Raw genomic sequence first — 26,114 nt, 5'->3', positions numbered from 1 at the left:
TTTGAAAATAAACCTCCCAACCACACGAGATGATTAGGAGGCTCCAAATAGACTGATACGTCTTATTGATAATTTACCATGAAATATTTTTTCTTACCACGACGAATAATCGTAAATTCATTGTCTATTTTATCTTCATTGCTGAATTCATAATCAACTGACTGTTGACGTTCACCATTAATATAAATCGCGCCGTTATTCACATCTTCGCGTGCTTGACGTTTAGATGAAGCAATACCTGTTTCGATTAACGCTTCAATAATATTTGTTGTTTCAGAAGATAATGTAACTTGTGGTACATCTTTAAATCCTTCTTTTAATTCTTTACCAGATAATGATTTTAAATCACCGCTAAATAAAGCTTTAGAAATTCGAATCGCATCATTTAACGCTTCTTCACCATGAATAAATTTCGTTACATTTTCAGCTAAAGCTTTCTGAGCTTCACGTAAATGAGGTGCTTCCTCTTTAGATTGTTCTAAGCGATCTATCTCTTCTTTATCTAAGAACGTAAAGTATTTCAAGAATTTAATAACATCTTCATCAGATTGATTAATCCAGAATTGATAGAATTCATATGGACTTGTTTTCTCAGGGTCCAACCATACAGCACCTGATTCTGATTTACCGAATTTCTTACCATCAGATTTAGTGACTAATGGAATTGTTAAACCAAATGCTTCAGTTTGGCCATACATACGGCGCATTAACTCAATACCACTTGTGATATTACCCCATTGATCTGAACCACCAACTTGGATTTTACAATTCAATTCACGGTTTAAATGACCGAAATCAATCGCTTGTAAAATCGTATATGTGAATTCAGTATAAGAAATACCATGTTCTAAACGTGTTTGAATAGAGTCCTTTCCTAACATGTAATTGACTCCAACATGTTTACCATAATCTCGTAAGAAACTAATTAATGAAATCTGACCTAGCCAATCTTTATTATTAACTAAAACTGCACCTTTATCAGTCCCAAATTCAAATAAACGGTGCATTTGTTTAGATAATCCTTGAACATTTGCTTCTACTTGATCTTCAGTTTGAAGTACACGTTCTTCAGATTTACCTGATGGATCCCCAATCATTCCAGTTCCCCCACCGATAAGTACGATAGGACGGTGACCATGTTCTTGGAAACGTCTCAACGTTAAGAATGGTAATAAATGCCCAATGTGTAAACTATCCGCTGTAGGATCAGCACCACAATACAATGTCACTTGTTCTTTATTTAATAAATCTTCAATGCCTTGTTCATCTGTTTGTTGATAAATTAAGCCTCTCCACTTTAAATCATCAATTAATGCGTTCGTCATTACTTACATCCTCCTTAATCATTGTTCTACATAATGTTTGTTTTGAAAAGTTATTCATTTACAGGTACCTTTGTATCATTGTGGTATAGGGATTTCATTTTCCAAAGCATAGTTATTGGAATAGTGAAAATGCCTAAAAAAATTCATTCACAAAATAAAAAGCCCCTACATCATGAAATGTAAGGGCGCAATTGCACGGTACCACCATACTTAATCGAGCGTATTGATACACTCGGATTACTTTATTAATGAGACGTTCATTAATGAAACGTTGAATAACATGATAGAGGTGTATTCACATTAAAGCAATTGTTAGTTCACAGCCACCACTAACTCTCTGAAATCTTCCTTAAATGTTACTTCTCCTCGTATTCAAAACATATCGAATTGAATTTAATTATAGATAACATTATTTTAAAAGTCAACTTCATGAATATGGTATACTATATCTAAATTTAGGAGGTATGCGATGCGTCACAATAAAAGTATTCCACAAACAACAGATAAATACGTGCAATTTGAACGCATTTATAAGAAAATTAAACACGTTTGCGTTGGCATATTCCTAGTTATACTTTCCATCAGTATTCTATTGTTGATGGGATTCATCTTGTACTTCCACCATCTCACATCTGAGGCATCCTCTATAAGTAATAGTGAATTGAAGCAGAAAGTACTTCATATTCCAGGGGACGAACTTATCAATCATCGTAATAATCATATTCTTGAAGAATATGATCATTCTCAAAATACATTAATTGTGGGTCCTAAGCATGTCAATCCAAATGTGATTCATGCGCTTACGTCCTCAGAGGACACTCTTTTCTATAAACATAACGGTATATTACCTAAAGCACTGATGAGAGCAATGTTTCAAGATATCGTTGATGCTCATGAAACATCTGGCGGTAGTACCATCACACAACAACTCATCAAGAATCAAGTTCTAACGAATAAGAAAACTTACAGTCGTAAAGCAAATGAAATCATATTAGCGATGAAACTTGAAAAAATTTTATCAAAAAATGAAATTATTTATACGTATTTGAATATCGTTCCATTTGGTCATGATTATAATGGTGCGAATATCACGGGTATATCTTCTGCTTCTTTCAGTTTATTCGGCATACCACCTAAAGAATTAAATATCGCTCAATCAGCGTACTTAATAGGATTATTACAAAGTCCTTATGGCTATACGCCGTATGATGATAATGGAAATTTAAAAAGTAATGAAGAATTTAAATATAGTATTCAACGCCAACACTATGTTCTTAAACGAATGTTAGTCGAAGGAAAAATTTCAAAAAAACAATATATTCGAGCAAAAAAATACAATATCAAAGCACACCTACTAACACATCCACAACAAGATGCATCATAATCGATAATTATATTATTAAAGGCTCTAGCGGAAATCACCCATTCGCTAGAGCCTTTTATCATGATAGTTGCTTTTTTATAAATTAGAATAATCCTATCGCATGTCCGTCATCTGTAACATCCATGTTAAGTGCAGCAGGTTTCTTAGGTAAACCAGGCATAGTCATAATTGCACCAGTTAATGCGACAATAAATCCTGCGCCTGTTTTCGCTTCTAATTCTCGAATCGTAATTTCAAAGTCTGATGGCGCTCCTAAAGCTGTTTGATCATCACTAAATGAATATTGTGTTTTAGCCATACAAACAGGATAGTTATCCCATCCATTTTCTTTGAATTGTTTTAACTGTTTTTGCGCTTTATTACTAAATGTAACTTTTGAACCACCATAAATTTCTTTTACAATTATTTCAATTTTTGCTTCAAGAGGTTGTTCTAATTCGTACAAGTGCTTAAATGTTTGTGGTTGATCGATGACTTCTAAAACTTGGTTTGCTAAATCGATGCCACCTTTACCACCTTTTTCCCATACTTCAGTTAAAGCAATGCGTACACCATTTTCTTTCGCCCATTGCTTAACAAATTCAGTTTCTGCCTCAGTATCATGAATAAATGCATTGAGTGCGACAACGGGTTCTAAACCATATTTCTTCACATTATTGACATGACGTTCAAGGTTAACAATACCTGACTTAATTGCTTCAACATTTTCCTCTTTAAGATTATCCTTAGCTACACCGCCATGCATTTTGAGCGCACGAATAGTCGCTACAACAACGACTGCAGATGGTTCAAAGCCTGCTTCACGTGCTTTGATATTGATGAACTTTTCAGCACCTAAATCTGAACCGAAACCTGCTTCAGTTACTACAATATCAGCTAAATCTCTAGCAGTTTCAGTTGCTAAAATAGAATTACAACCATGCGCAATATTAGCAAATGGTCCACCATGAACGAGTGCTGGCGTTCCTTCAATCGATTGTACTAAGTTAGGTTTAATTGCGTCTTTAAGAATCATCGCAAGTGCGCCTTCAACTTTTAAATCTGCTACTGTGATTGGACGACGGTCTCTTGTGTAACCAATCGTAATACGACTAATCTTGTCCTTTAAGTCTTTAATGCTACGACTTAAACATAAAATAGCCATGATTTCTGATGCAACCGTAATGTTGAAACCATCTTCTCTAGGTACACCATTCGTAGGACCACCTAATCCAACGTTGACATGACGTAGCGCACGATCATTCATGTCTAACACACGCTTCCATTCAATTCGACGTTGATCAATGCCCAGTTCGTTACCTTGATGTAAATGGTTATCGATAAACGCTGATAACGCATTATTAGCAGTCGTAATCGCATGAAAATCGCCATTGAAATGTAAATTAATATCTTCCATTGGTAATACCTGTGCATAACCGCCACCTGTTGCGCCACCTTTAATACCAAATGTAGGGCCAAGCGCTGGTTCACGTAAAGCAACCATGACATTATGATTCAGTTCATTTAGTGCATCGGACAAGCCAACTGTTACAGTCGATTTCCCTTCTCCTGCAGGTGTTGGACTCATCGCAGTCACTAATACCACTTTACCTTTATTTTCTTTAGGCTTAATCTGATTAATATCAATTTTAGCTTTATAATGTCCATATTGTTCGAGTGCATCAGCAGAGATGCCTGCTTTTTTAGCAATTTCTCCAATTGGTCTTATTTCTGATTGATTCGCAATGTCTAAATCTGATAAATGTGCCAAATTATTCAACCCCTTGAAATTTTTATCAATGAATCTTAAATCATGCATGCTTATTTATACTACTTATATGATTTATGATAACCGACTCAATTTTGATTGTCGAATAATTATAATAAATATTTATATAATGTTCGTTCTTAATAATTATTTTAATTTAATAACAATATGGTGGAGCTCCATTGTCTAAAGAATAGCTAAGATTAAGATAAACGTGTTACAAGTCCGCTTTTAATTCAGATATCTTCTGTCAAAATATTAAAAGAAGCTGAGATATTAAATGATATCCCAACCTCCCATTATTTATATTTAATCTTCCATTGTACTTAAATCGCCAGCGTCCAAATTTAATTCCCATGCTTTAAGTACACGTCTCATAATTTTCCCTGAACGTGTTTTAGGTAATTTATCTTTAAATTCAATTTCACGCGGTGCTGCATGTGCGGACAAACCTTCTTTAACGTATTTACGGATGTCCTCTTTCAATTCTTCTGTTGGTTCATATCCTTGTCTTAAAGCAACAAAAGCTTTAATAATTTCTCCTCGTACTGGATCCGGTTTACCAATCACGCCTGCTTCAGCTACCGCTTCATGTTCAACAAGTTTTGATTCAACTTCAAATGGACCCACACGTTCGCCAGCTGTCATGATGACATCATCAACACGACCTTGGAACCAATAGTATCCATCCTCATCTTTATAAGCAGAATCTCCTGAAACGTACCAATCACCGATAAAGTATGAGTAATACTTTTCAGGGTTATTCCAAATCTCGTACATCATTGAAGGCCAACCTTTCTTAATCGCCAAGTTACCCATACGATTAGGTGGCAATTCGTTACCTTCATCATCAATAATGGCTGCTTCAATGCCTGGAAGTGGCTTACCCATTGAACCAAGTTTAATATCCATTGACGGATAATTAACAATCATATGTCCACCTGTTTCAGTCATCCACCACGTATCTAAGACACGTTTACCATAAACATCTTTAGCCCACTTAATCACTTCTGGATTGAGAGGTTCTCCTACAGACAAGATTGAACGAACTGAAGATAAATCATATTTCTCAACAATATCGTCTCCAGCACTCATCAGCATACGTAAAGCAGTTGGCGCAGTATACCAAACTGTAACTTTAAATTCTTGCAACATACTGTACCAAGCTTCTGGTGAGAAGCGACCGCCTGCAATACAATTTGTGACACCATTGAGCCAAGGCGCGAATACACCATAAGATGTACCCGTAACCCAACCTGGATCAGCAGTACACCAATAGATGTCATCATCTTTTAAATCTAATACGTATTTTCCTGAAATATAATGAAGTAACATGGCCTTTTGAACATGTAAGACACCTTTAGGTTGACCTGTTGAGCCAGATGTATAATGAAGAATCAGACCATCATCAGGTTCTAACCATTCGATATCAAATTGATCACTTGCTTCATCCATCTCTTTATTAAAGTCAATATATTCACTGTCAACATCTTGGTCCACGACAATAATCGTTTCTAGATTTGGCAATTTATCTTTTGGAATGCGAGGCAATAACGCTTTATTCGTAATCACCACTTTAGCTTCACTATTTTCGAGTCGATCTGCGACTGCTTTCTCCATAAATGCTTCAAATAATGGACCCACAATTGCCCCAATTTTTAAGATACCTAAGAAAGCAAAGTATAATTCTGGTGTACGAGACATAAAGATAAAGACACGATCCCCTTTTTTAACTTGTGCCTTATCTTTAAGTACATTCGCCGCTTTATTAGACAACTGCTTTAAATCATTATAAGTATAAGATTCTTTTCGCTTCTCATCTTTATAATTGAGAGCTGTTTTATCTCCTTTTCCGCTATCTACATGTCGATCGATACATTCATAAGCCATATTCATTTTTCCAGTTTCATACCAAGAAAATGACTTTTCAACTTCCTCCCAATTGAATTCTTGATAAGCTTTTGCGTAATTATCTAAGTTATATTGTCCTGGTTCACTTTGATATACTTCAACTTTCATTGTAAATCCCCCTTTGTAAATGAAATCGCTTTCTTTAAAAGTTATTATACATATAATTTTCACATTATTCAAAATTTTTCGTGTAGTATTTAGTAATTAATTGTCTAATTACAACCACTTTCTATATAATAAGTATAAGTATCAGCGGCGTTACATTAGGAGATGATATCTTGAGACATGTTAAAACCTATGTTACTAAGAATAAGTTAATCAATGGTGAGAATTTCATTATCGAAGGGCCTGTTTCATACACTTTTTTGAAAACGCTTACTTTCGATGAACAACTCGATTCATTTCGTTTACCTCAAGATCAATATGAAGCACTGTTAGAGATTACTGAATTACCTGAAGGGCGTGTTTATGTAGTTAGACATCACAACCATCTTATTGGTTATGTTACCTATCACTACCCTGATGAATTCGAAAGATGGTCAAAAGGACACTTACCTTATCTGATTGAATTAGGTGCCATTGAAATCAGTCCAAAATACAGACACTTTCACTTAGGTGGCGAACTTATTGCTACAAGCTTATCCTCTGATGAATTTGAAGATTATATTGTGCTGACGACTGAATATTATTGGCACTGGGATTTAGATAACGCTCAACTTGATGTGTTTGAATATAAGAAACTGATGCAGAAATTAATGGCTAAAGGTGGTCTTGAAATCTTTGCTACTGATGATCCAGAAATTACAAGTCACCCTGCTAATTGTTTGATGGCTCGTATTGGTAAACGTATTAGCCTTGATCAACAACAAGCTTTTGATGATATTAGATATAAGAATAAATTCTTCTTTTAAGTCCTAAATTATAGTTTGTGGTTACTTTTTAAAAGGGATGGGATAAACATATCATTCAGGAAAATGAATTGTGCTGTCCCACGCCCTACTTAGAAAATTTAATAAAAATGTTGATAAGGGGGTGACATGATGCAAAATAAAAACATAAAAACGGGATATGTTTATTCAGATGAAATTTTAAAATATCGGTTCAATAACGAACACCCATTCAATCAAATGCGTCTTAAGTTAACAACGGAACTCTTAAAAGAAGCAAAATTTCTTAAGCCTGAACATATCATCAAACCAAGAATAGCAACAGATGATGAGTTAGCACTTATTCATAAATATGATTATATTCAAGCTATTCGTCACGCTTCACATGGGATTTTAAGTGAAGAAGAAGCTAAAAAATATGGACTAAATAGTGAGGACACCGTGCAATTTAGACATATGCATCGACATAGTGCTCGTATTGTAGGAGGCGCCCTTAATTTAGCGGACCGATTGATGGATGGCTCTTTGGATAATGGTTGTCATTTAGGCGGTGGACTTCATCATGCTCAATCTGGTCGGGCTAATGGCTTTTGTATTTATAATGATGTAGCGATTACAGCAAAATATTTAGTTGAACGCTACAATCAACGTGTAATGATTATCGATACTGATGCACATCATGGCGATGGCACACAGTGGAGCTTTTATACAGATAATCAAATTATGACTTATTCTATTCATGAAACAGGCAAGTTTCTTTTCCCAGGTTCTGGACATTATACTGAACGTGGTGAAGATCTCGGTTATGGTTATACAGTTAATGTGCCATTAGAGCCCTATACAGAAGATGACTCATATTTAGACGTATTTAAAGAAACTGTGGAACCAGTTATAGCAGCTTTTAAACCGGACATTATTTTAAGTGTGCATGGCGTAGATATCCATTATAGAGATCCTTTAACACATATCAGTTGTACGTTAAGCACGCTCTATACGATTCCCTACATCATACAAGATTTAGCAGCTCGTTATTGTCATCATAAAGTAATCATGTTTGGCGGCGGTGGTTATAATATATGGAGAGTTGTACCTCGTGCTTGGAGTCACGTCTTTCTCAGTTTAATCGGTGAACCCATTCAACAAGGTTATCTCCCTCTGAGCTGGATTAATAAATGGAAATTATATAGCCCTGTTCAGCTCCCCAAACGCTGGGAAGACCGACTAAATGATTATACTTACATTCCTAGAATTAAAGAAATTTCTGAAAAGAATGCTCGAATAGCAAAGCAAGTCTCCAGTTGGTACGCTCATTATAAAGATGAAAAATAAATTGGCAGTCGAGTCGAACCATTAAAGGCATAAAAAAGCGGATGCGTGTTGAGTGAAAAGTAGTTATATCTCAAATCATGCATCCGCTTTAATATATATTTAATTCATCATATCGTGAGCCTGAGCTCATCGGCGATAGTTTATTTCGTAGTGCCACGATATTCTATTCTATGTGGAAGAATCACATTTGGCTCTTCAATATCTTCTTCGTTCATATATTTCGTTAATAATCTCATGCCTACTGCACCGATATCATATAAAGGTTGGATGACACTTGATAATTGAGGACGAACCATTTCAACAAGGCGTGTATTGTTGAAGCTAACAATTTGTAAATCCTCAGGTACTTTCACACCAGCATCTAATGCGCTGTGTAAAATTCCTATTGCTTGTTCGTCACTAATTGAAAGTATTGCGTCTGGCATATTATCTTGTAATCTTTCAAATGCTTTAATGCCCTCTTTATAACTTTCTTTCCCAGAGAAATGAAGTGCTTCATCCAATTCTAGTTGATGTTGGTCAAGAACTTTAGTTAATCCTTGTAATACATCGTCTTGTGCTTTTTTAGAATAATCCCCACCTACAAGAGCAAATTTAGTAGCACCTTGTTCAAACATATGTTGTGCTGCTTCCTCTGCTGCTTGTTTGAAATCAATGTTCACTGAAGCGATGTGGTCATCTTTACCATTTGTGCCTGAAACGACAACAGGAACTGATGATTGATTAATTAATTCTTTAATTTCTTCTGAAATCGTACCACCAAGGAAAATAATACCATCTACTTGTTTACTTAATAGATTATTGAATATTTCTTTTTCTTTCTCAGGATCATTATCTGAGTTAGAAATAATTGAATGATATTTATACATTGTAGCGATATCTTCTAAACCACGGGCAAGTTGTGAATAATACACATTTGAAATGTCAGGTATAATCACTCCTACAGTAGTTGTACGTTTACTTGCAAGTCCTCTAGCAACGGCATTGGGTCTGTAGTTTAACTTTTTAATCACTTCATTGACTTTATTTCGAGTTTCGGGCTTCACGTTTTGATTGCCATTTACTACTCGTGAAACAGTTGCCATCGACACACGTGCTTCTCTTGCAACATCATAAATTGTTACAGTCATAATTATCCTCCTTGTAAGCGTTTTATTAGCTATTATATCGTGCTTTCATATCATTTTCAAAGTTTATCATATTTAAAACGTTTGCGAAATCATTTTGTTCTTTTGTCACATTTCTGTCAGAAAGAGCGTGTACAATTCGTTAGTTTTTGTGTATTTCTATTTTAAAAAAATTATATTTCTATCAATAGTATTTCTAATAAATATAAATTTCCTAAAAAAATAAAAAGGACTACTTTACTATTCTGTTTAGAGAATAATAAAGCAGCCTACTCAGTCACTACAACAAAATTATCACTCGAAAATTATTTTAATTTCTTAGCGTTATACATATCTGCAAGTGGTTTGAGTTCATTATAAAATTGATTGAATTCATTTAAGTCCATTTGCTGACCTGCATCACTTAAAGCGACAGATGGATCTGGATGAACCTCAGCCATTACGCCATCTGCACCTACAGCTAATGCGGCTTTAGCAGTTGGTAACATAATATCTTTTCTTCCTGTACTATGTGTAACATCGACCATTACAGGTAAATGTGTACCTTGTTTTAAGATAGGTACTGCAGAAATATCTAAAGTATTTCGAGTCGCCTTTTCATAAGTACGTATACCACGTTCACATAAAATGATGTTTCTATTTCCTTGAGAAGCAATATACTCTGCTGCATAAATGAATTCTTCAATAGTCGCTGATAAACCACGTTTTAAAAGAATCGGTTTATTTGTGCGTCCAGCTTCTTTTAATAATTCGAAGTTTTGCATATTTCGAGCGCCAATTTGGAACACATCTAAGTATTCATCTGCAATTTCAAAGTCATTAGGATTTACTATCTCACTCACTACATTTAAATTAAACTTATCTTTAACATTTTTAAGTATTTTTAATCCTTCTACACCAAGACCTTGGAAATCATAAGGAGATGTACGAGGTTTGAATGCACCACCTCTGATAAATTTTTCTCCTTTCGCTTGTAAGTCACTTGCAACAGCATCCACTTGTTCTTGTGATTCTACCGAACAAGGACCGAATACAAATGATTTATTTCCATCACCAATGATGCCACCGTTATCAAATTTTACAATCGTATCTTCTGGTTTAAGTTTACGAGAGACATAAAGGTGTTTTTCATTTTCAGATTTTTGTAAATCAGTAGAGGCTTTAAAAATTTCTTTAAACAACTGCTTAATTACATTATCATTAAATGGACCTTGGTTTTTATCCAATAATTCGTTAATCATTTCTTTTTCACGCTGTGGATCATATACTTGAGTCCCTTGTTTAATTTTTTCTTCTCCAATTTTTTGAGCTAACTCGCCTCTCTTAGATAACAAATCTAAAATTTGGTTATTTAATGAGACAATCTCTTCACGGTATTGTTCCAATTTATTAGTCATTTCTACTCACCTCTAAGATATAATTATGTATGAAAGTATATTACTTTAAAGCGATAAATTAAAAGTATTTAGACCTAATTTTAACAATTTCAATTTTATAGTTCAAGTTGTTGTTTACAGAAAATAAAAAATTTTCTAAAAACGTCATAACTTGCTCAAACTGTTAATGTGTTTCATATGTAGGCGAAATTTAATTTTAATTTAGAAAGGCTGAGACAATCTTTAAAAGTTGCCCCAGCCTTTTGAATCATATCTTTAATTAATATGATCATTCAGTTTAATCATTAAAAGTACGTTTTTCAATCTTGCTGTTCGCTTTTTCTACTTTTTGTTGATTATTATCTGATTGAGTTTGTTGTTTTTGATTTCTATTGTTTTGTTTAGGTGTATTACTTTGTTTTTTGTTTGTTGTCTTTTTATTAGTGTTTTTCTTTTTGTTGGTAGCATTCGTTTTATTGCCACTATTCTTAGATTTTTGACTACCTTTTGTTGACTTCTCATGTGTCACTACACCATTTTCAAATGTTGCTGATGCTTGAGACTGAGTTGTTGTACCTTTTTGAGTAGTATCTTTCTGTTTTGCATTTGAAGACTGCTTATTAGATTGAGTGACTAAGTTTGGCACATTTGTTTTTTTCTTACCTTTTTTAATCGTTGGTTCTGCTAATAGAGCTTCTGTCAATTGTGCTTCTTTAGAACCTTTAGTTAATTTGGATTTTTTAGTCTTAGCTGCCGTAGCTAAACGGTTAGCAAATGAACCTTCATTAGATGATGTTTTTTCTTTTTGATCTTTAGTTACTAAATTAGGAACTTCTTTGTTAGAAGATTTAGGAATATCTTGTTCAGTAGTAAGATCTTTTGTATTCTTAGCTACTTGACTATCATTATTGATTTTATCATTTTTAGTTTGCGCAGCTACTGCCATTTTTTCTGCTTGTGTATGACTAGCTGTATCTTCATTTTTACCCTCTTTAGTTGTAGGATCAGCTAAATTATTATCGCTTGATTCTTTCTTAACAGCTGTTTGAGCGATAGCAATTTCTTCAGCAGAAGGTTTTTTATCACTATCAATATGTGAGTTTTCTTGGCTATCTTTAGCCTTCGCATCATTTTTAGCTTCTTGAATATTTTGTGCTTCTGGTGATTGATCTGCGAGTTCTGTTTCTTCTTGGATTGCGTTTTGTTGTGCAGTTAACTCTGAAGTTGATGGTCCGTTTTGTTGTTGTGTTTCAGCTTTCGCTTCTTGGATATCTTGCGCTTCTGGTGACTGGTCTGCAAGTTTTGTTTCTTCTTGAATTGCATTTTGTTGCGCAGCTAACTCTGAAGCTGTTGGACCGCTTTGTTGTTGTGTCTCTGCTTTCGCGTCTTGAATATTTTGCGCTTCTGGTGATTGATCTGCGAGTTCTGTTTCTTCTTGAATTGCATTTTGTTGTGCAGTTAACTCTGAAGCTGATGGTCCTTGCTCTTGGTCAAAATCATCTTTCGTAGCTTCTAGTTTAGCCTCTTGAATTTCTTGTGCTTCAGGAGACTGATCTGCAAGGTTGTTATCGTTCACTTCTCTTTGAATCGCTACTTTTTGAGCTTGCAATTCTTCAGAAGTTAATCCATCTTTAGAGCGATTTCTAAAGTCTTCCACTTTTTCTCTAACTGAATTAACTGTATTCTCAGCTTGTTCTTTATAATCAAGAACTTTGTTTCTTAAATCTCTTTCTTTATCTCTTAATTCATCTGTCTTTTTGTAAACTTTATTCTTATAGTATAAACCTAAAGCAGAACCAACGATGGCACTAGCTATAAAGCTTACTACAAAATCCTTACGTTTAGGCGCTCTTGATGAATAACGTGACGTACGGTTATATAAATCACGACCTGTATTATTTGTCTCAAAATCATCGCGGTTATAATGTTCCATAAACAATTCCTCCTAAAACAAAAGCACTTAAATAAGTAAAAACCTCATTTAAGTGCATTTAATTCGTTCGTATTAATTATTTGTTAACACGTGTAGTGTAGCTATGATCAGCATTGTGATCTGAATGAGTATAGCCATGCTTAGCATCGTCAGCTACAGTGTTTGTTTTGTAGTTTGCACTTCCTCTACGGTAGTATCTATTTTGCCATTTGTCTGCAATTTCCATTGCAACGTTTGACCATTGTACTACTTGAGAAATTTTATCTTCATTTTGAGAAATGTTGTGCGTAATTGAGTTTGTTACTCGATCTACAGAACCATTTAAATTTTGAACTGAGTCACCAATGCCTTTAACAGCATCTACAACTGAGTTTAAACGATCCACTTTACCTTGAATATCTTCAGTTAAACGATTTGCTTTATGAAGTAAATCAGTAGTTTCACGAGTAATACCTTGAACTTGACCTTCAACACCATCTAGTGTTTTAGCCACGTAATCTAAATTCTTTTTAACAGAAATTAAAACAACAACGATACCGATACATAAGATTAAGAAAGCTATCGCGGCAATAATTCCTGCAATTGGTAAAATCCAATCCATTAAAAACGCCTCCTAAATACCTTAAATTAAAGTCATTAATATTTAATACCCATGATGTTTTAATATAAACATATTAAAAGTCATTTTCTACGCCTAATTTTTCAAAATATGCTTTAAGTAACTTTTGAATGTCACCCGCACCCATAAATAAAATTACAGCGTTTTCAAATTTTTCTAATACGTCAATACTATTTTCATCTATTAGTGCCGAACCGTCAATACGATTAATTAAATCTTCTATTGTTAAGTCACCAGTATTTTCTCTAATCGAACCAAAAATTTCACATAAGAATACTTGATCTGCTTTACTCAAGCTAGATGCAAATTCATCAAGAAATGCTTGTGTTCTAGAGAAAGTGTGTGGTTGAAAGACAGCTACTACCTCTTTATTTGGGTATTTTTTTCGAGCTGACTCAATTGTAGCACTAATTTCTCTTGGATGGTGAGCATAATCGTCTACTAATACTTGATTAGATACTTTTGTTTCATTAAAGCGACGTTTTACACCACCAAACGTTTCTAACGCTTCTTTAATATTTTCAATATCCATTTTTTCTAAATAACTTATCGCAATAACTGAAAGCGTATTTAAAATATTATGGTCGCCAAATTGTGGTGATAAGAATTGATCATAATATTCACCATTGATATAAACATCAAATTGAGTACCTTTTTCAGTAATTTGAATGTTCTTAGCATAGATATCATCTGATTCTTTAAAACCATAATAATAAATTGGTACATCAACTTCTAATTTACGTAAATAATCATCATCGCCCCATGCAATAATTGCTTTTTTAACGTTATGTGCCATATCTTGGAAAGCATCATAAACGTCTTCAATATTTTTGAAATAATCAGGGTGATCGAAGTCAATGTTAGTCATAATTGCATAATCTGGATGATAACTTAAAAAGTGTCTACGGTATTCACACGCTTCAAATGCAAAATAGTCACTACCTGGCAGACCCATTCCAGTACCATCACCAATGAGGAATGATGTCTTTTTATCACCATTCATCACATGTGAAAGTAAGCCAGTAGTTGAAGTTTTACCATGTGCACCCGTAACCGCTACAGAAGTATATTGATCAATCACATGACCAAGAAAATCATGATACTTAATTACATCTAATTTTAAATCATGTGCTCTAACGATCTCTTCATGAGTATCTGGAAATGCATTCCCTTGAATTACTACCATACCTTCTTTTATATTGTCAGCATCAAAAGGTAGAATTTTAATGCCTTTATTTCTTAGAGCAACTTCTGTAAATACGTATTTTTCAATGTCTGATCCTTGGACTTCATGACCAAGGTCATGCATGATTTGTGCTAATGAACTCATGCCGGAACCTTTAATTCCGACAAAATGATAGTGCGTCATTTTAATACTCCTTACTCAATTTATTCTTTATTTAAATCCGCTTCAGTAATATAAACATCCCTTGGTTTAGAACCATTAGCGCCTGAAATATAGCCTAACTGTTCTAACTGATCGATAATTCTAGCTGCTCTATTGTAACCAATTTGGAAATGTCTTTGGATAAGTGAAGTTGAAATGTGTCCTTCATTTACCATAAACTCGCACACATCGTCGAATAAATCGTCTTGTGCTTGAGATTGTGTTTTCTTAAGTAATTCCTTTTCCTCAAATAAATATTCAGGGTCGCGTTGTTGTTTAATAAAGTCAACAACATCATCAATTTCTTCATCAGAAACAAATGTCCCTTGAACGCGAATTGGCTTATTCATGCCACTACCTAGGTATAACATATCTCCATAACCTAGAAGACGTTCTGCGCCACCACTATCTAGAATTGTTCTTGAATCAACGCTTGAAGATACCATAAACGCAATTCTAGTAGGAATATTCGCTTTGATAAGACCAGTAATGACATTAACTGATGGTCTTTGTGTTGCAACCAACATGTGAATACCACATGCGCGCGCTTTTTGAGCAATACGTGCAATGGATTGCTCTACCTCTTGAGGCGCCATCATCATTAAGTCGGCCAACTCATCAATTACTATAACAATTTTCGGCATTCTTTGCTCATAAGGTGCCTTTTTGTTGAAAGCAGTAATATTTCTCACATGGTATTGCGCAAATAATTTATAACGTTTCTCCATTTCTTCGACTGCCCATTTTAAACTTTGTGTGGCAGCTTTAACATCAGTAATTACTGGAGAAACTAAGTGTGGTAAATCATTATATGGCGCAAGTTCTACCATTTTAGGATCAATTAATAATAGGCGTAATTCTTCTGGATGATTTTTATATAATAGTGACATCAATATACTATTGATACAAACTGATTTACCTGACCCCGTTGCCCCTGCAATTAAAGCGTGAGGCGTTTTAGCGATATCCATAAGTAATGGTTCATTATTAATTCTATAACCCATTGCTACAGTCAATTTAGATTCTGTATTTTTAAATTTAGGCGTCTCAATAATTGACCTTAAGTTTACTTTAGTTGGATTTTGGTTTGGCACTTCTATACCAACAAGACTCGTTCCAGGAATTGGTGCCTCAATACGAATATCTTTTGCTGCTAAAGCCATTTTAATATCATCTTGAAGTGCAGTAATTCTTGAAACTTTAACACCTTTTTCTACAGATAATTCAAATCTTGTCACACTTGGACCTTCAGTCACATTCTTAACTTCTGCAGGTACGTTGAAATAGTACAATGCATCATTTAGTTCTTGTTTCTTTTCTTCTATCCACTCTTCGTTGATTTCGTGTGGTTCTGGCTCCTCTAACAAATCAAAGCTAGGTAGTTTGATATTAGGCCCTTTTCTTATTCCTTGATGTTGAGGTTGTTGTTGGCTCTGATGTTCATGATGATTTGAATCTTGTTCTTGTGTCACATTTGAATTGTGTGTTGTAGTAGTTTCTTCATGGTCTTCTACTTGATGACTCATGTGACTGTTTAATTCATGTTCATCTTCTATATTCTGCGCTTCTGAAAAGTGAAAATCAGTATTCGATGTTTCTACATCATTTGTATTCGAATCATGATCGTCATTATTAGATTGTAGATTTTCATCATTACCATTATTCGAAGCTGCATCTTTAGGATTAGGATAACGATAATCTTGTTGTGACATTGATTCTGAATGTTCTATATCGTTACTATCTTCATTTGATGAAGTGGAGTAAGTAGTAGAACCTGATTCACTCTCAGAAGATCGACTCGACTCGTTAGTGCTATAAGAAGCATTCTGTTTATGACGCTGTTCAGGTTTTAATTCTGGAACATTTACACTATGCTCTTTTTTACTATCCATCATTCGCTTCTTATCAGATGGCGTCATTAAAACGTTGAACGGTCGGCTACCACCAAATCGTTGTTTCGGTTTAGCTGGCGCTTCAGATTTTGAATGTGATACTTCTGTATCCATTTCAGAACCTTGGCTTTGACTTTCTTGACTTGAAGACGTTGAATGCGGTTCGCTAGTTGAAGTTGCATGCTCACTTTCTAAAGTCTGACTTGATTGAATAGTTTCGCTTGGCTGTTCTTTGAACGACTCACTTGAACTTGAAGATTGATCTGTATCATCGATATCTCTATGTTTCGCATATTCTGTTTCATTGTCCACGCTTTGATTAATTGCCTCATTGTACTGATGTTGTTTTGAGTCTTCTTGTTCAGAATGAGTTGTTTCATCTGATTGTTGTTGGCTATCGTCTAATTCGTGGAATTGTGCATCTTCAATCTCTTCATCTTTCTTGTTAAGCTCATTTTCGTTATCTTGACCTGAATTAATCGGACTATCGTTCACTTGTACATCTTCATCATTTAACTTTTGAATATGATGTTCATCATCTAGATTAATCTCTTCGTAATTATAGGATGACGCGCCAATTTGATCCTCTTCAAAAGACTTTGTTGAAGGATGATCTGAAGAATCATTTAACTCTACATCGATATGATTCTCATTGTCATCTTCGTCTAGAGAACTTTCTCCAATGTATTGATGTGCTTGTTTTGCATACATTTCATCAATCGCTTTTTGAATACTATCCTCTTCTGAGTTTTGATTTTGTTGTCTTTTAGCTTGTAATGCTTTCTTAAATCTACGTTTTTGAAGTACTTTTCGTTCTCTTTCACGTCTAATCTCTTCAACGATTTGAGAAGCGTAGATATTTTCGATATTGATTGTGTTGTCTCTTTTAGAATAGTTCGGCGTTTTCCCTTTTGATTGATGAGATGATTCTTGCGTTGACAGTTGTTCGTGTGAAGATTGCTGAGAACGACTTGAATTCATTGATTGCTGTTTGTTGTCACTATTCTCAGGTTGATTAGAATGCAGCGAGTCTTCTTGTTGATAACCCATTTGGCTATTAATTGACTGTCTATACATGTTCACATCGTATTCATTTGAAGCGTGACGTTGGCTTTGCTTAGAATCAGAATCTTTATTATTCTTATCCTTTGAATCATCGTTTTGTGATTCTTGTTTAGGTGGTATCACACCATTCTCAATTGGTCGTCTTTTCTTAGTTCCGAATATAGCTGATGGAACTTCACTCGCTTTAAAGCTACTACGATGATATGTAAATTCAGAACTTGAAGGTGAATGTAACTGACTTTTAGATTTTAATCGCTCAGATTGTAATTTCGTACGAGGATGATGGTTCTCTTTCTTGTGATCTTTTTGAGCGTTTGACTGACTATAGGTATTTCTTCTGCTATTACGTTTAGGTTCATGAGAAGTTTGTTTATCGACATGATTACTTTGATAACTATCGCTAGCACTACCTTCAGTCATTTGTGAAGCTCTACGACGTCGATGTCTTTTCCCGTAGCTATCAGTAGTATAGGTTTGTCCATAGTCTTGCGTGTAATTTGAGTCAGAATACGCCTGATATCCAGAAGTTTCACTTTCATCGTAACTATGTTCCTCATATTGAGCAGATGTTTCCTCAGACACTTGCATAGGAAATCTAAATTTTCCTCTTGGGCGATTATAAATGTCATTATTTTGAGGCAGTAATGAGTCTTGATTATTTTGTTGTGATTGCGAACTCTGTCTTCTTTTTTTATTTTTACGTAACAGGTCGCTATTTGAATCATTATCTTCGCCAAATAATTTATCAAACCAGCTCATAATTCCACTACCTTTCTTAATTAATCAAAAAATGCTTGCCCAATTTCGTAATCGTCGCTTAATACCATAATACCTTTTTCTTGTGGCGCGTTAGGTAAATTCAATTCTTTCATTGAACAAATCATACCGCTAGAAGCAACACCACGGAGTTCAGCATCTTTAATGACCATTCCACTTGGCATCACAGCGCCGACTTTTGCTACAACGACTTTTTGACCTGCTTCAACATTTGGTGCTCCACATACAATTTGCAGTGTATCGTTACCAACATTGACGTTAAGTACGCTTAACTTATCAGCATCAGGATGTTTTTCTTTAGTTTCTACATATCCTACAACGAATTTTGGAGATAGATCTGTATCTAATTGATAATTAAATCCTGCATCTGAAATTGCTTGTTGTAAAGCGTTAATGATTTCTGAAGTTAATTTAATATGTCCATTTCCTTCAATATTTACCTTTTTAGATGCGTCAAACACGTTATATCCTACGACTTGTCCTTCTTTTGTAATTTCAACGACATCGTTTTGTTTATTGTATTCAAACGCACCGTCTGTAGGTTCAATTTGTAAGAATGCCACATCTCCTACACCTTGTGGGTTGTAAAATAAGTTCATTTATAAAACTCCATTTCTATTATTTATCTTTATCATTGAATTTCTTTCTATTCGCTTCTAATCTCTGAATGACATCAGGATTTCGCTTTTGTTTATTATTTTTCCCTAAAATGAATATCGGTTCTAGGTGCCCTTTATCATAGCCAAAGGACAATGATGTAATAGGTACTAACCCTTTAGTAAAGAATTCCATAGTTAAATGGGCCATGACATCATAACCTGTTTTATTGCGTATATCAGCGATAACAAGAACGTCTTGATGAGGTACAGCTACAAGCATTTCACCTTCGCATTGTTCTTGAATCTGATTTAAGAAAGATGTATTAATTATGCGACTGGCATCATAACCATCATTAGAGTTGATGAAGTAGAAGATATTCCCTTTAACTTCATCTGTAGCGTATTTATTTTCAAGTTTTCTAACATTGAATAATGACATTTCTTTAACTTGTTGTTCTGTCATATTTAATGTTTCTAACATACTTTTGTCTATTAATCGATATGATTTACCTAAATCCAGTGCATAGTAAATATTCGTTTCAGCGGTATGTTCGCTAATGACAAATGATTGACCTTCTTTGGTCTTCTTATCAAAACTTGTTGCTCTTATAACTGGCATGATTTTTATATCATCCAGTTGTTCAATGGCGTTATCCCCCATTTGAGCAATAGCTTCTTCAACGTAATAAACAATTTCATCTATAATTTTATCTTTTTGCTCTTCATATTTAGCGACAATAGCATTGAGTTTAATTGTTACACCTTTATGATTATCTGTTCGATAGATTCGCAATGTTTCTTCTTCTCTATCAAATTTAAAGTCCACATTTAAATGATTTAAACGTGCTTTTAATTTATCTCTCATTTGAAAGACGTTCATTTATAACACTCCTATTTTCGCACCTTATAACAGTTTACAATAAATAACCGTTATATAACAGAAAAAACTAAAATACAGTGTGTATATTTCGTGAGTTTTAAAATTTATACAAATCTAGATGTGTTGTGCTAAAAATTCGTCGATTTGTTCAATTGATTTTCTTTCTTTTCCAATATAGCTACCTAAAAGTTCGCCCTCTTTAAAAACTAAAAAGCTCGGTATTCCTAGAATATCGTTATCTATACATAAATCAATAAATTGATCTCTATCTACAGAGACAAAATCAAATTCTTGATATTTCTCTTCTAACTTGGGTAAATCAGGCTCGATAACTCTACAATCTGGACACCATCCAGCAGTAAATTCAAACACCGTTTTACCTTGTTTTAATTCTTCGAATTGTTTTTCAGATTCAAGTTGTTTCATACTCTATACTCCTTATCCAAATTTTAAAGTTTCAATTTGTTGTTCAGTTAAGTTCATAATACTTTCTTTTAATAATTGTCTTGCAGCATAATAATCTCTTATATCAAATACTGCATCAGTACTGTGGATATATCTCGCACAAACGCCAATGACTGCTGTTGGAATCCCTTCATTAGCTTTATGAATTTCTCCGCCATCTGTACCACCTGGAGAAATGTAATATTGATGTGCAATATCATTAGATTCAGCTAATTGTAACAGATAGTCTCTAAACTGAGGTTTTAATATCATCGTACCATCTTTAATACGTATGAGTGTGCCCTCCCCTAGTGCACCAGAGAGTTGTTGCTTGCCTTTAATATCATTTGCTGGTGAACAATCTACAACGAAGGCAATGTCAGGATTAATTTGTTCTGCTGCCGCTTTCGCACCTCTTAAACCAACTTCCTCTTGCACATTTGCACCTACATATAAATCTACATCTAATTCTGTATCCTTGAGTAATTCTAATATTTCTATCGCAAGCACACAACCGTATCGATTATCCCAGGCTTTCGCACTATAGCGATGCTCAGATAATTGTGTGAAGATTGTATCTGGGACAATGGTGTCGCCAATTTCTATCCCTCTACTTCTTACTTCTTCTTGGGAAGTAGCACCTATATCTAACATCAAATCTTTAATTTCAGGAACAGCTTCGTTTCCTGTTCTAAAATGTTTTGGTATGTTGGCTACTACACCCACGACTTGATCACCATTTCTATTTTTCACTTTAAGTCTCTGACCTTGCCAAATATCATTTGCAACGCCACCTAATTGAGTGAATTGTATCATGCCTTTATCTGTGATATGTGTAATCATAAAGCCAATTTCATCCATATGAGCTGCAATCATTACTTTTGGTGCATTCGCTTTTTTAGATTTTTTAATACCATAAAATCCGCCCATTTTATTTTGAAGAAATTCATCTACGTATGGTGCCATTTCTTTTTTCATATAATCTCTAACCTCATTTTCGAAACCAGGGGCTCCATGAAGTTCTGTTAAATTTTTAATTCGTTCTAAAGTTTTCGTATTTTCAATCGTCATACAAAATCTCACTCCTTGTACTCTATTATATCATCTTCAATATGGTAAACTAATGATAAGAATTTCGTTAAGAGGAGAATATATGATGAAGTTTTTTAATTTAAAAAGTATCGCACTCATGACATTTACAACAACTGTTATAGTTTCTATCTGTGCAATTATTTATTTAGCTAAGCACAAATTTTATAACGCAGAACGATTACTTGAAGAAGTTAAAACATACTTTAGAGAAGTTAAAGGCTCTTATATCGTGCATCAGCCTATCGTTTTAGATAACGTCAATCAGAATCAACCTATCTATCAAGGCGGTATTACAGCATACAAACATGGTGAATTAGTAGAATATGAGTTTTATGCAGATGCACTTTCTGGACAAGTACTTGATATTATAGAGTTATAATATTTTATACGGAATGCAATAAATAAAGGTTATAGTTTGAGATTTAACTAAAATTCCTCAAACTATAACCCTTTTTTTATCTGGAAATGTATGTGTCGATTGTCTTATGGTCATCTTTGTATTTTACTGCAAAATAATTTTCATCATGGTAAAACAAGAACCAATAATTATGATACATAAAATATGGAATCAAACGTTCTTTTTCACGGATAGATTGCATTGGATAATCATCGTATGCCGTTACCCAAAGTGGATTGAGATGAGCAGTCGTTGGGAAAATGTCAGCCATATGAACAGCATGCTCCCCTTCGCTTTCAATTGTAATAATAGAATGACCATAGCTATGGCCACCTGTATGAATCATCTTAATTCCAGGATATGGTTCTATGTCATTTTCAAATAAAATAAGATTTTGCTTATAATCGCCTTGATTTTCTTCCCAATAAGTTGCTTGGCTTCTTATATTAGGTGATAAAAATTCATGCCATTCGTCCTGCTGAATAAAATGTGTCGCATTTTCGAAAATTGCATGTCCATGATTATCAGTTAATCCAGTTGCGTGATCAAAATGAAGATGTGTCATCAATACCATGTCAATGTCAGAGGTAGTTAATCCTAGTTGAGCTAAATCTTCTTGAATGAGACTTTCATAGTCTACACCACTATTGCGTTGCTGTTTTTCAGAAAGTTTACCATTACCTATACCTGTATCTATTAATATGTTCTTATCTTCAGTTTGAATAAATATAGGATGTGTAGGCGTGTGAATTTGATTTTTATCATTGACTTGATATTTTCTCGTCCATAATGGTTTGGGCACGACGCCAAACATAGCTCCTCCATCAATATTTGTGTTCCCACCTCTTAAATAATGTATTGTAAACTTTCCTAATTTCATAAATAACTCCTCCTCTACGTTATTTATATTCTAAATTGATGTAAATTACATCTTTTATTCAAAAGTATTACAAATATTATCTAAGCGCAATTCAAACAAATGATTTTTAACTAATTAGAACGATTTAAAATTAATAAAAAAGGCTGGGACATAATTAATTGTCTCAGCTTTTTTAACATATTGGCAGTAGATGTCTGAATTAAAAGTGCACTTATATCAAGCTTCTTTTAATCCTAGCCATCCTTGTCGGCGGGGCCCCAACACAGAGAATTTCTTTTTAAGAAATTCTACAAACAATGAAAGTTGGGAGAGGGACAACGAAAATAATTTTGCTAAATTATATTTCTGTCCCACTCCCAATACATTTAAAAGTTTTTATGAAATTTTGCTTCCATTCGATAAATTCTTGAACCCTTTTCAGAAAATTTCTTTTCATACTCAGTAAGAATGTTATCTTCGTCATCTTCATCGTGCAGATTTAAATTCATTTTAGTAAAATACATACCAAATTGAGACATACTTTCTAAACTAAACGCAAAAAGTCCTCGATTATCAGTCTTAAAGTGTATTTCACCATCTTCTTTAAGAATCTGCTTATATAAAGCAAGATATGTATGATATGTCAGACGTCTTTTAGCATGACGTTTTTTAGGCCACGGATCAGAAAAGTTAAGATAAATTCTAGAAACCTCTTCATCTTTAAAGTATTCATTTAACTCTATTGCATCGTTGCAAATCATTTTCAAATTAGTTAACTGAAGTTCTTTAGCTTTATCAAGAACTTTATACATCACACTTTTCTCTCGTTCCATTGACACAAAGTTAATTTCTGGATGTTGGGAAGCTAAAGTAGTTATAAATTGTCCCATGCCAGAACCAATTTCTATATAAATAGGTTGTTCTTTGTCAAACCACTCAGACATGTGACCAGCATGTGTGCCATCCATATCAACGAGATCAGGATGTTCTTTTAAGTAGTCTTCTGCCCAAGGTTTGTATCGAACTCTCATCTTAATTTCTCCTTATATAAATAAGTTGCTATTCATCACTTCATTTAAGAATTTTAGCCACAAGTTCATATCCTTATAGCGCTTTTGTTCTTCATACCATTGAACCATACCAATGGATTGAATCACTGTATACCATTTCATACGTTTGTTTAAATTCATACTCTCTTCTACGCCATAGGTTTTGAACCATTTTGACCATTTAGATTGAGGAACGTAGTTATAAAGCAGCATGCCAATATCTATAGCTGGGTCTGCAATCATAGCGCCTTCCCAATCTACTAGATATAACTCATCTCTATCAGATAATAACCAGTTATTGTGGTTGACGTCACCATGTACGACAGTAAAAAAGCGTGAATCTAAATTAGGTATATGGTCCTCTAAATAAGTTAAAGCTTTTCTCACAACATGGTGGGTTAAAACTTCTCTAGAAAGAGAAGCATTTATTTTATTTAACATGATTTCAGGAGTAATGGGTTCCATTTCCATGCGTTTAAGCATAGTAAGTAGTGGTTTAGAACTGTGGATTTTATTAAGTAGTTGTGCTACTCTCGTTTGATCCATTTCATCGGATTTAAGCTCACGACCATTTTTCCAATGTTGCGCAGTGACTACCTCTCCTGTTTCAATACGTTTCGTCCATACAAGTTTTGGTACAATTCCTTCTGCAGATAATGCTGCAATAAAAGGATTAGAATTACGTTTTAAAAATAATTTCTGTCCATCTTGCTCAGCCATATAAGCTTCACCAGAAGCTCCTCCAGCAGAGTCAAGTGTCCACCCTAACTGATAAAACTGCTCCAACACGTTCACCTCACTTTCAATTAGAAAATGGCTCTAGAAATATATTTTTCAAGAGCCATATATTCTAATTTATAGAAAAGCGCATATTCTTTTTGTCTCTTACGCTCAATTGATATTTAGATAACAGTTTTTTTAGTTGGCTTGATAATATAAAATTCCCTAAATATTTTAATCAATCAGCCCGTTCTTTATTTATCACTCATAAAAGATTTTATAATTTTTAAGGGTACATTTCAACTAAAAATGAGAAACAAAATGACACATTTTACTAGTTCGTCATCCTTAAAATCATTAAATCGCTTTGCTTTAAATTATAACACATTCTTCTTCCTAAATACTGGAAAAATAAGACAATTATATTAAGATTTTTAAGTTTTTAAAATTTCTAATATTCTTAACTTTAAATACTATGAGATTTGATATATTTGTTAAATCCTTCTTGTAATTGACGTGTTACGTCGCCAACCTTTCCATCACCAATATTTTCACCGTCAACTTTGATGACAGGCATAACTTCAGCAGAAGTACTAGAAACGATGACTTCGTCAGCATTTTTCAAGAAATCAACAGTAAATGTTTCTTCTTTAAACGGAATATTATAATCTTCAGCAATCCATTTAATTACACGACGCGTAATACCATTTAAAATAAAATTATTGATAGGATGTGTATATATCGCACCGTCTTTAATAGCATATACGTTACTTGAAGCACCTTCTGTAACTGTTTCTCCTCGATGTTGAATCGCTTCTGTCGCATTATATTTAACAGCAAATTCTTTTGCTAAAACATTTCCTAGAAGATTCAAACTTTTGATGTCACAACGAAGCCAACGAATGTCTTCTGTTGTAACAGTATATATACCATTTTCTAATTGTTCATATGGTCTGTCGTAGCTTTTAGTAAATGCCATAACTACTGGTTTAACAGGAGGTGTGGGGAATGAATGCTCACGTGGGGCTACGCCTCTTGTAGCTTGAATATATATCCCACCATTTTTAACATTGTTTTCATGTAATAATTGGCGTACTAATTCTATTAACTCATCAACTGAGTATTCCAAATCTAATCCAATTTCATTCGCACTTCTCAAAAATCTTTCAAAGTGTTCCTTTACTGTAAATAATTTGCCTTCATAAGCACGAATGTACTCATAAATCCCATCTCCAAAAACATAGCCCCTATCTTCGTATGATACTTTAGCGTCCTTTTCCTCTACAAATTCACCATTAATAAAAACTTTTGTCAT

General features: G+C 34.1%; 21 protein-coding genes. 4 read left to right on the top strand and 17 right to left on the bottom strand.

What is annotated here, in order from left to right; all coding sequences use genetic code 11:
* Nucleotides 1-62: 62 nt before the first annotated feature.
* Nucleotides 63-1,325: a tyrosine--tRNA ligase gene (gene tyrS, locus JMUB898_RS05780; RefSeq protein ID WP_002443415.1), complete on the bottom strand. Its 1,263-nt coding sequence runs from the start codon at nt 1,323-1,325 to the stop codon at nt 63-65.
* Between the two features lie 469 nt (nt 1,326-1,794).
* On the opposite strand from tyrS, the gene JMUB898_RS05775 reads away from it, so the two are divergent.
* Nucleotides 1,795-2,709, top strand: coding sequence for a transglycosylase domain-containing protein (locus JMUB898_RS05775; protein ID WP_002443417.1), 915 nt, complete (start codon nt 1,795-1,797; stop codon nt 2,707-2,709).
* An 82-nt stretch (nt 2,710-2,791) separates the two neighbouring features.
* Here JMUB898_RS05775 and JMUB898_RS05770 read toward each other — a convergent pair whose 3' ends face one another.
* Both JMUB898_RS05770 and acsA read right to left on the bottom strand, forming a co-directional pair.
* The gene (locus tag JMUB898_RS05770; RefSeq protein WP_095323272.1) at nt 2,792-4,459 is read right to left on the bottom strand and encodes a formate--tetrahydrofolate ligase; all 1,668 of its coding nucleotides are present in this window, start codon (nt 4,457-4,459) and stop codon (nt 2,792-2,794) included.
* 306 nt (nt 4,460-4,765) lie between these two features.
* Nucleotides 4,766-6,475: an acetate--CoA ligase gene (gene acsA / locus JMUB898_RS05765; RefSeq protein ID WP_037541512.1), complete on the bottom strand. Its 1,710-nt coding sequence runs from the start codon at nt 6,473-6,475 to the stop codon at nt 4,766-4,768.
* Between the two features lie 170 nt (nt 6,476-6,645).
* On the opposite strand from acsA, the gene JMUB898_RS05760 reads away from it, so the two are divergent.
* Together JMUB898_RS05760 and JMUB898_RS05755 are read left to right on the top strand one after the other, a co-directional pair.
* On the top strand, nt 6,646-7,278 hold the full coding sequence (locus tag JMUB898_RS05760; RefSeq protein ID WP_002443423.1) for a GNAT family N-acetyltransferase: 633 nt from the start codon (nt 6,646-6,648) through the stop codon (nt 7,276-7,278).
* Nucleotides 7,279-7,407: 129 nt separating this feature from the next.
* Complete coding sequence (locus tag JMUB898_RS05755; protein WP_002443426.1) at nt 7,408-8,583, top strand: acetoin utilization protein AcuC; 1,176 nt, start codon at nt 7,408-7,410, stop codon at nt 8,581-8,583.
* Between the two features lie 140 nt (nt 8,584-8,723).
* On the opposite strand, the gene ccpA is transcribed toward JMUB898_RS05755, so the two are convergent.
* From ccpA to JMUB898_RS05705, 10 genes are all read right to left on the bottom strand, one after another.
* Entirely contained in the window at nt 8,724-9,713 is a 990-nt protein-coding gene (gene ccpA, locus JMUB898_RS05750; RefSeq protein ID WP_002443428.1) for a catabolite control protein A, read from the bottom strand.
* Between the two features lie 302 nt (nt 9,714-10,015).
* The gene (locus tag JMUB898_RS05745; protein ID WP_002443430.1) at nt 10,016-11,107 is read right to left on the bottom strand and encodes a bifunctional 3-deoxy-7-phosphoheptulonate synthase/chorismate mutase; all 1,092 of its coding nucleotides are present in this window, start codon (nt 11,105-11,107) and stop codon (nt 10,016-10,018) included.
* Nucleotides 11,108-11,384: 277 nt separating this feature from the next.
* Entirely contained in the window at nt 11,385-13,019 is a 1,635-nt protein-coding gene (locus tag JMUB898_RS05740; RefSeq protein WP_002443431.1) for a coiled-coil domain-containing protein, read from the bottom strand.
* Between the two features lie 76 nt (nt 13,020-13,095).
* Complete coding sequence (locus JMUB898_RS05735) at nt 13,096-13,620, bottom strand: DUF948 domain-containing protein (protein WP_002443433.1); 525 nt, start codon at nt 13,618-13,620, stop codon at nt 13,096-13,098.
* 73 nt (nt 13,621-13,693) lie between these two features.
* Nucleotides 13,694-15,007, bottom strand: coding sequence for a UDP-N-acetylmuramate--L-alanine ligase (murC, locus tag JMUB898_RS05730; protein ID WP_044466745.1), 1,314 nt, complete (start codon nt 15,005-15,007; stop codon nt 13,694-13,696).
* Nucleotides 15,008-15,027: 20 nt separating this feature from the next.
* Entirely contained in the window at nt 15,028-18,741 is a 3,714-nt protein-coding gene (locus JMUB898_RS05725; protein WP_044466746.1) for a DNA translocase FtsK, read from the bottom strand.
* A gap of 20 nt (nt 18,742-18,761) precedes the next feature.
* A complete protein-coding gene (ytpR, locus tag JMUB898_RS05720; protein WP_002443440.1) occupies nt 18,762-19,358 on the bottom strand; it encodes a YtpR family tRNA-binding protein in 597 nt (198 codons plus the stop codon).
* Between the two features lie 19 nt (nt 19,359-19,377).
* Nucleotides 19,378-20,238, bottom strand: a complete 861-nt coding sequence (locus JMUB898_RS05715; RefSeq protein WP_002443442.1) for a DUF1444 domain-containing protein — start codon at nt 20,236-20,238, stop codon at nt 19,378-19,380.
* A 114-nt stretch (nt 20,239-20,352) separates the two neighbouring features.
* Entirely contained in the window at nt 20,353-20,664 is a 312-nt protein-coding gene (locus JMUB898_RS05710) for a thioredoxin family protein (protein WP_002443444.1), read from the bottom strand.
* 12 nt (nt 20,665-20,676) lie between these two features.
* The gene (locus JMUB898_RS05705; RefSeq protein WP_002443445.1) at nt 20,677-21,753 is read right to left on the bottom strand and encodes a M42 family metallopeptidase; all 1,077 of its coding nucleotides are present in this window, start codon (nt 21,751-21,753) and stop codon (nt 20,677-20,679) included.
* A gap of 85 nt (nt 21,754-21,838) precedes the next feature.
* On the opposite strand from JMUB898_RS05705, the gene JMUB898_RS05700 reads away from it, so the two are divergent.
* Nucleotides 21,839-22,153: a peptidase gene (locus JMUB898_RS05700; RefSeq protein ID WP_037541514.1), complete on the top strand. Its 315-nt coding sequence runs from the start codon at nt 21,839-21,841 to the stop codon at nt 22,151-22,153.
* 76 nt (nt 22,154-22,229) lie between these two features.
* Here JMUB898_RS05700 and JMUB898_RS05695 read toward each other — a convergent pair whose 3' ends face one another.
* From JMUB898_RS05695 to dat, 4 genes are all read right to left on the bottom strand, one after another.
* Nucleotides 22,230-23,051: a YtnP family quorum-quenching lactonase gene (locus JMUB898_RS05695; protein WP_002443449.1), complete on the bottom strand. Its 822-nt coding sequence runs from the start codon at nt 23,049-23,051 to the stop codon at nt 22,230-22,232.
* 365 nt (nt 23,052-23,416) lie between these two features.
* Nucleotides 23,417-24,061, bottom strand: a complete 645-nt coding sequence (gene trmB / locus JMUB898_RS05690) for a tRNA (guanosine(46)-N7)-methyltransferase TrmB (RefSeq protein ID WP_002443451.1) — start codon at nt 24,059-24,061, stop codon at nt 23,417-23,419.
* Nucleotides 24,062-24,073: 12 nt separating this feature from the next.
* A complete protein-coding gene (locus JMUB898_RS05685; RefSeq protein ID WP_037541515.1) occupies nt 24,074-24,865 on the bottom strand; it encodes a phosphotransferase family protein in 792 nt (263 codons plus the stop codon).
* Nucleotides 24,866-25,265: 400 nt separating this feature from the next.
* Complete coding sequence (gene dat / locus JMUB898_RS05680; protein ID WP_002443454.1) at nt 25,266-26,114, bottom strand: D-amino-acid transaminase; 849 nt, start codon at nt 26,112-26,114, stop codon at nt 25,266-25,268.

The organism is Staphylococcus caprae (assembly GCF_003966625.1).
Classification (GTDB): Bacteria; Bacillota; Bacilli; order Staphylococcales; family Staphylococcaceae; genus Staphylococcus; species Staphylococcus caprae.
The sequence above is the reverse complement of the archived record's forward strand: the minus strand, read 5'-3'. Positions and strand labels throughout refer to the sequence as shown.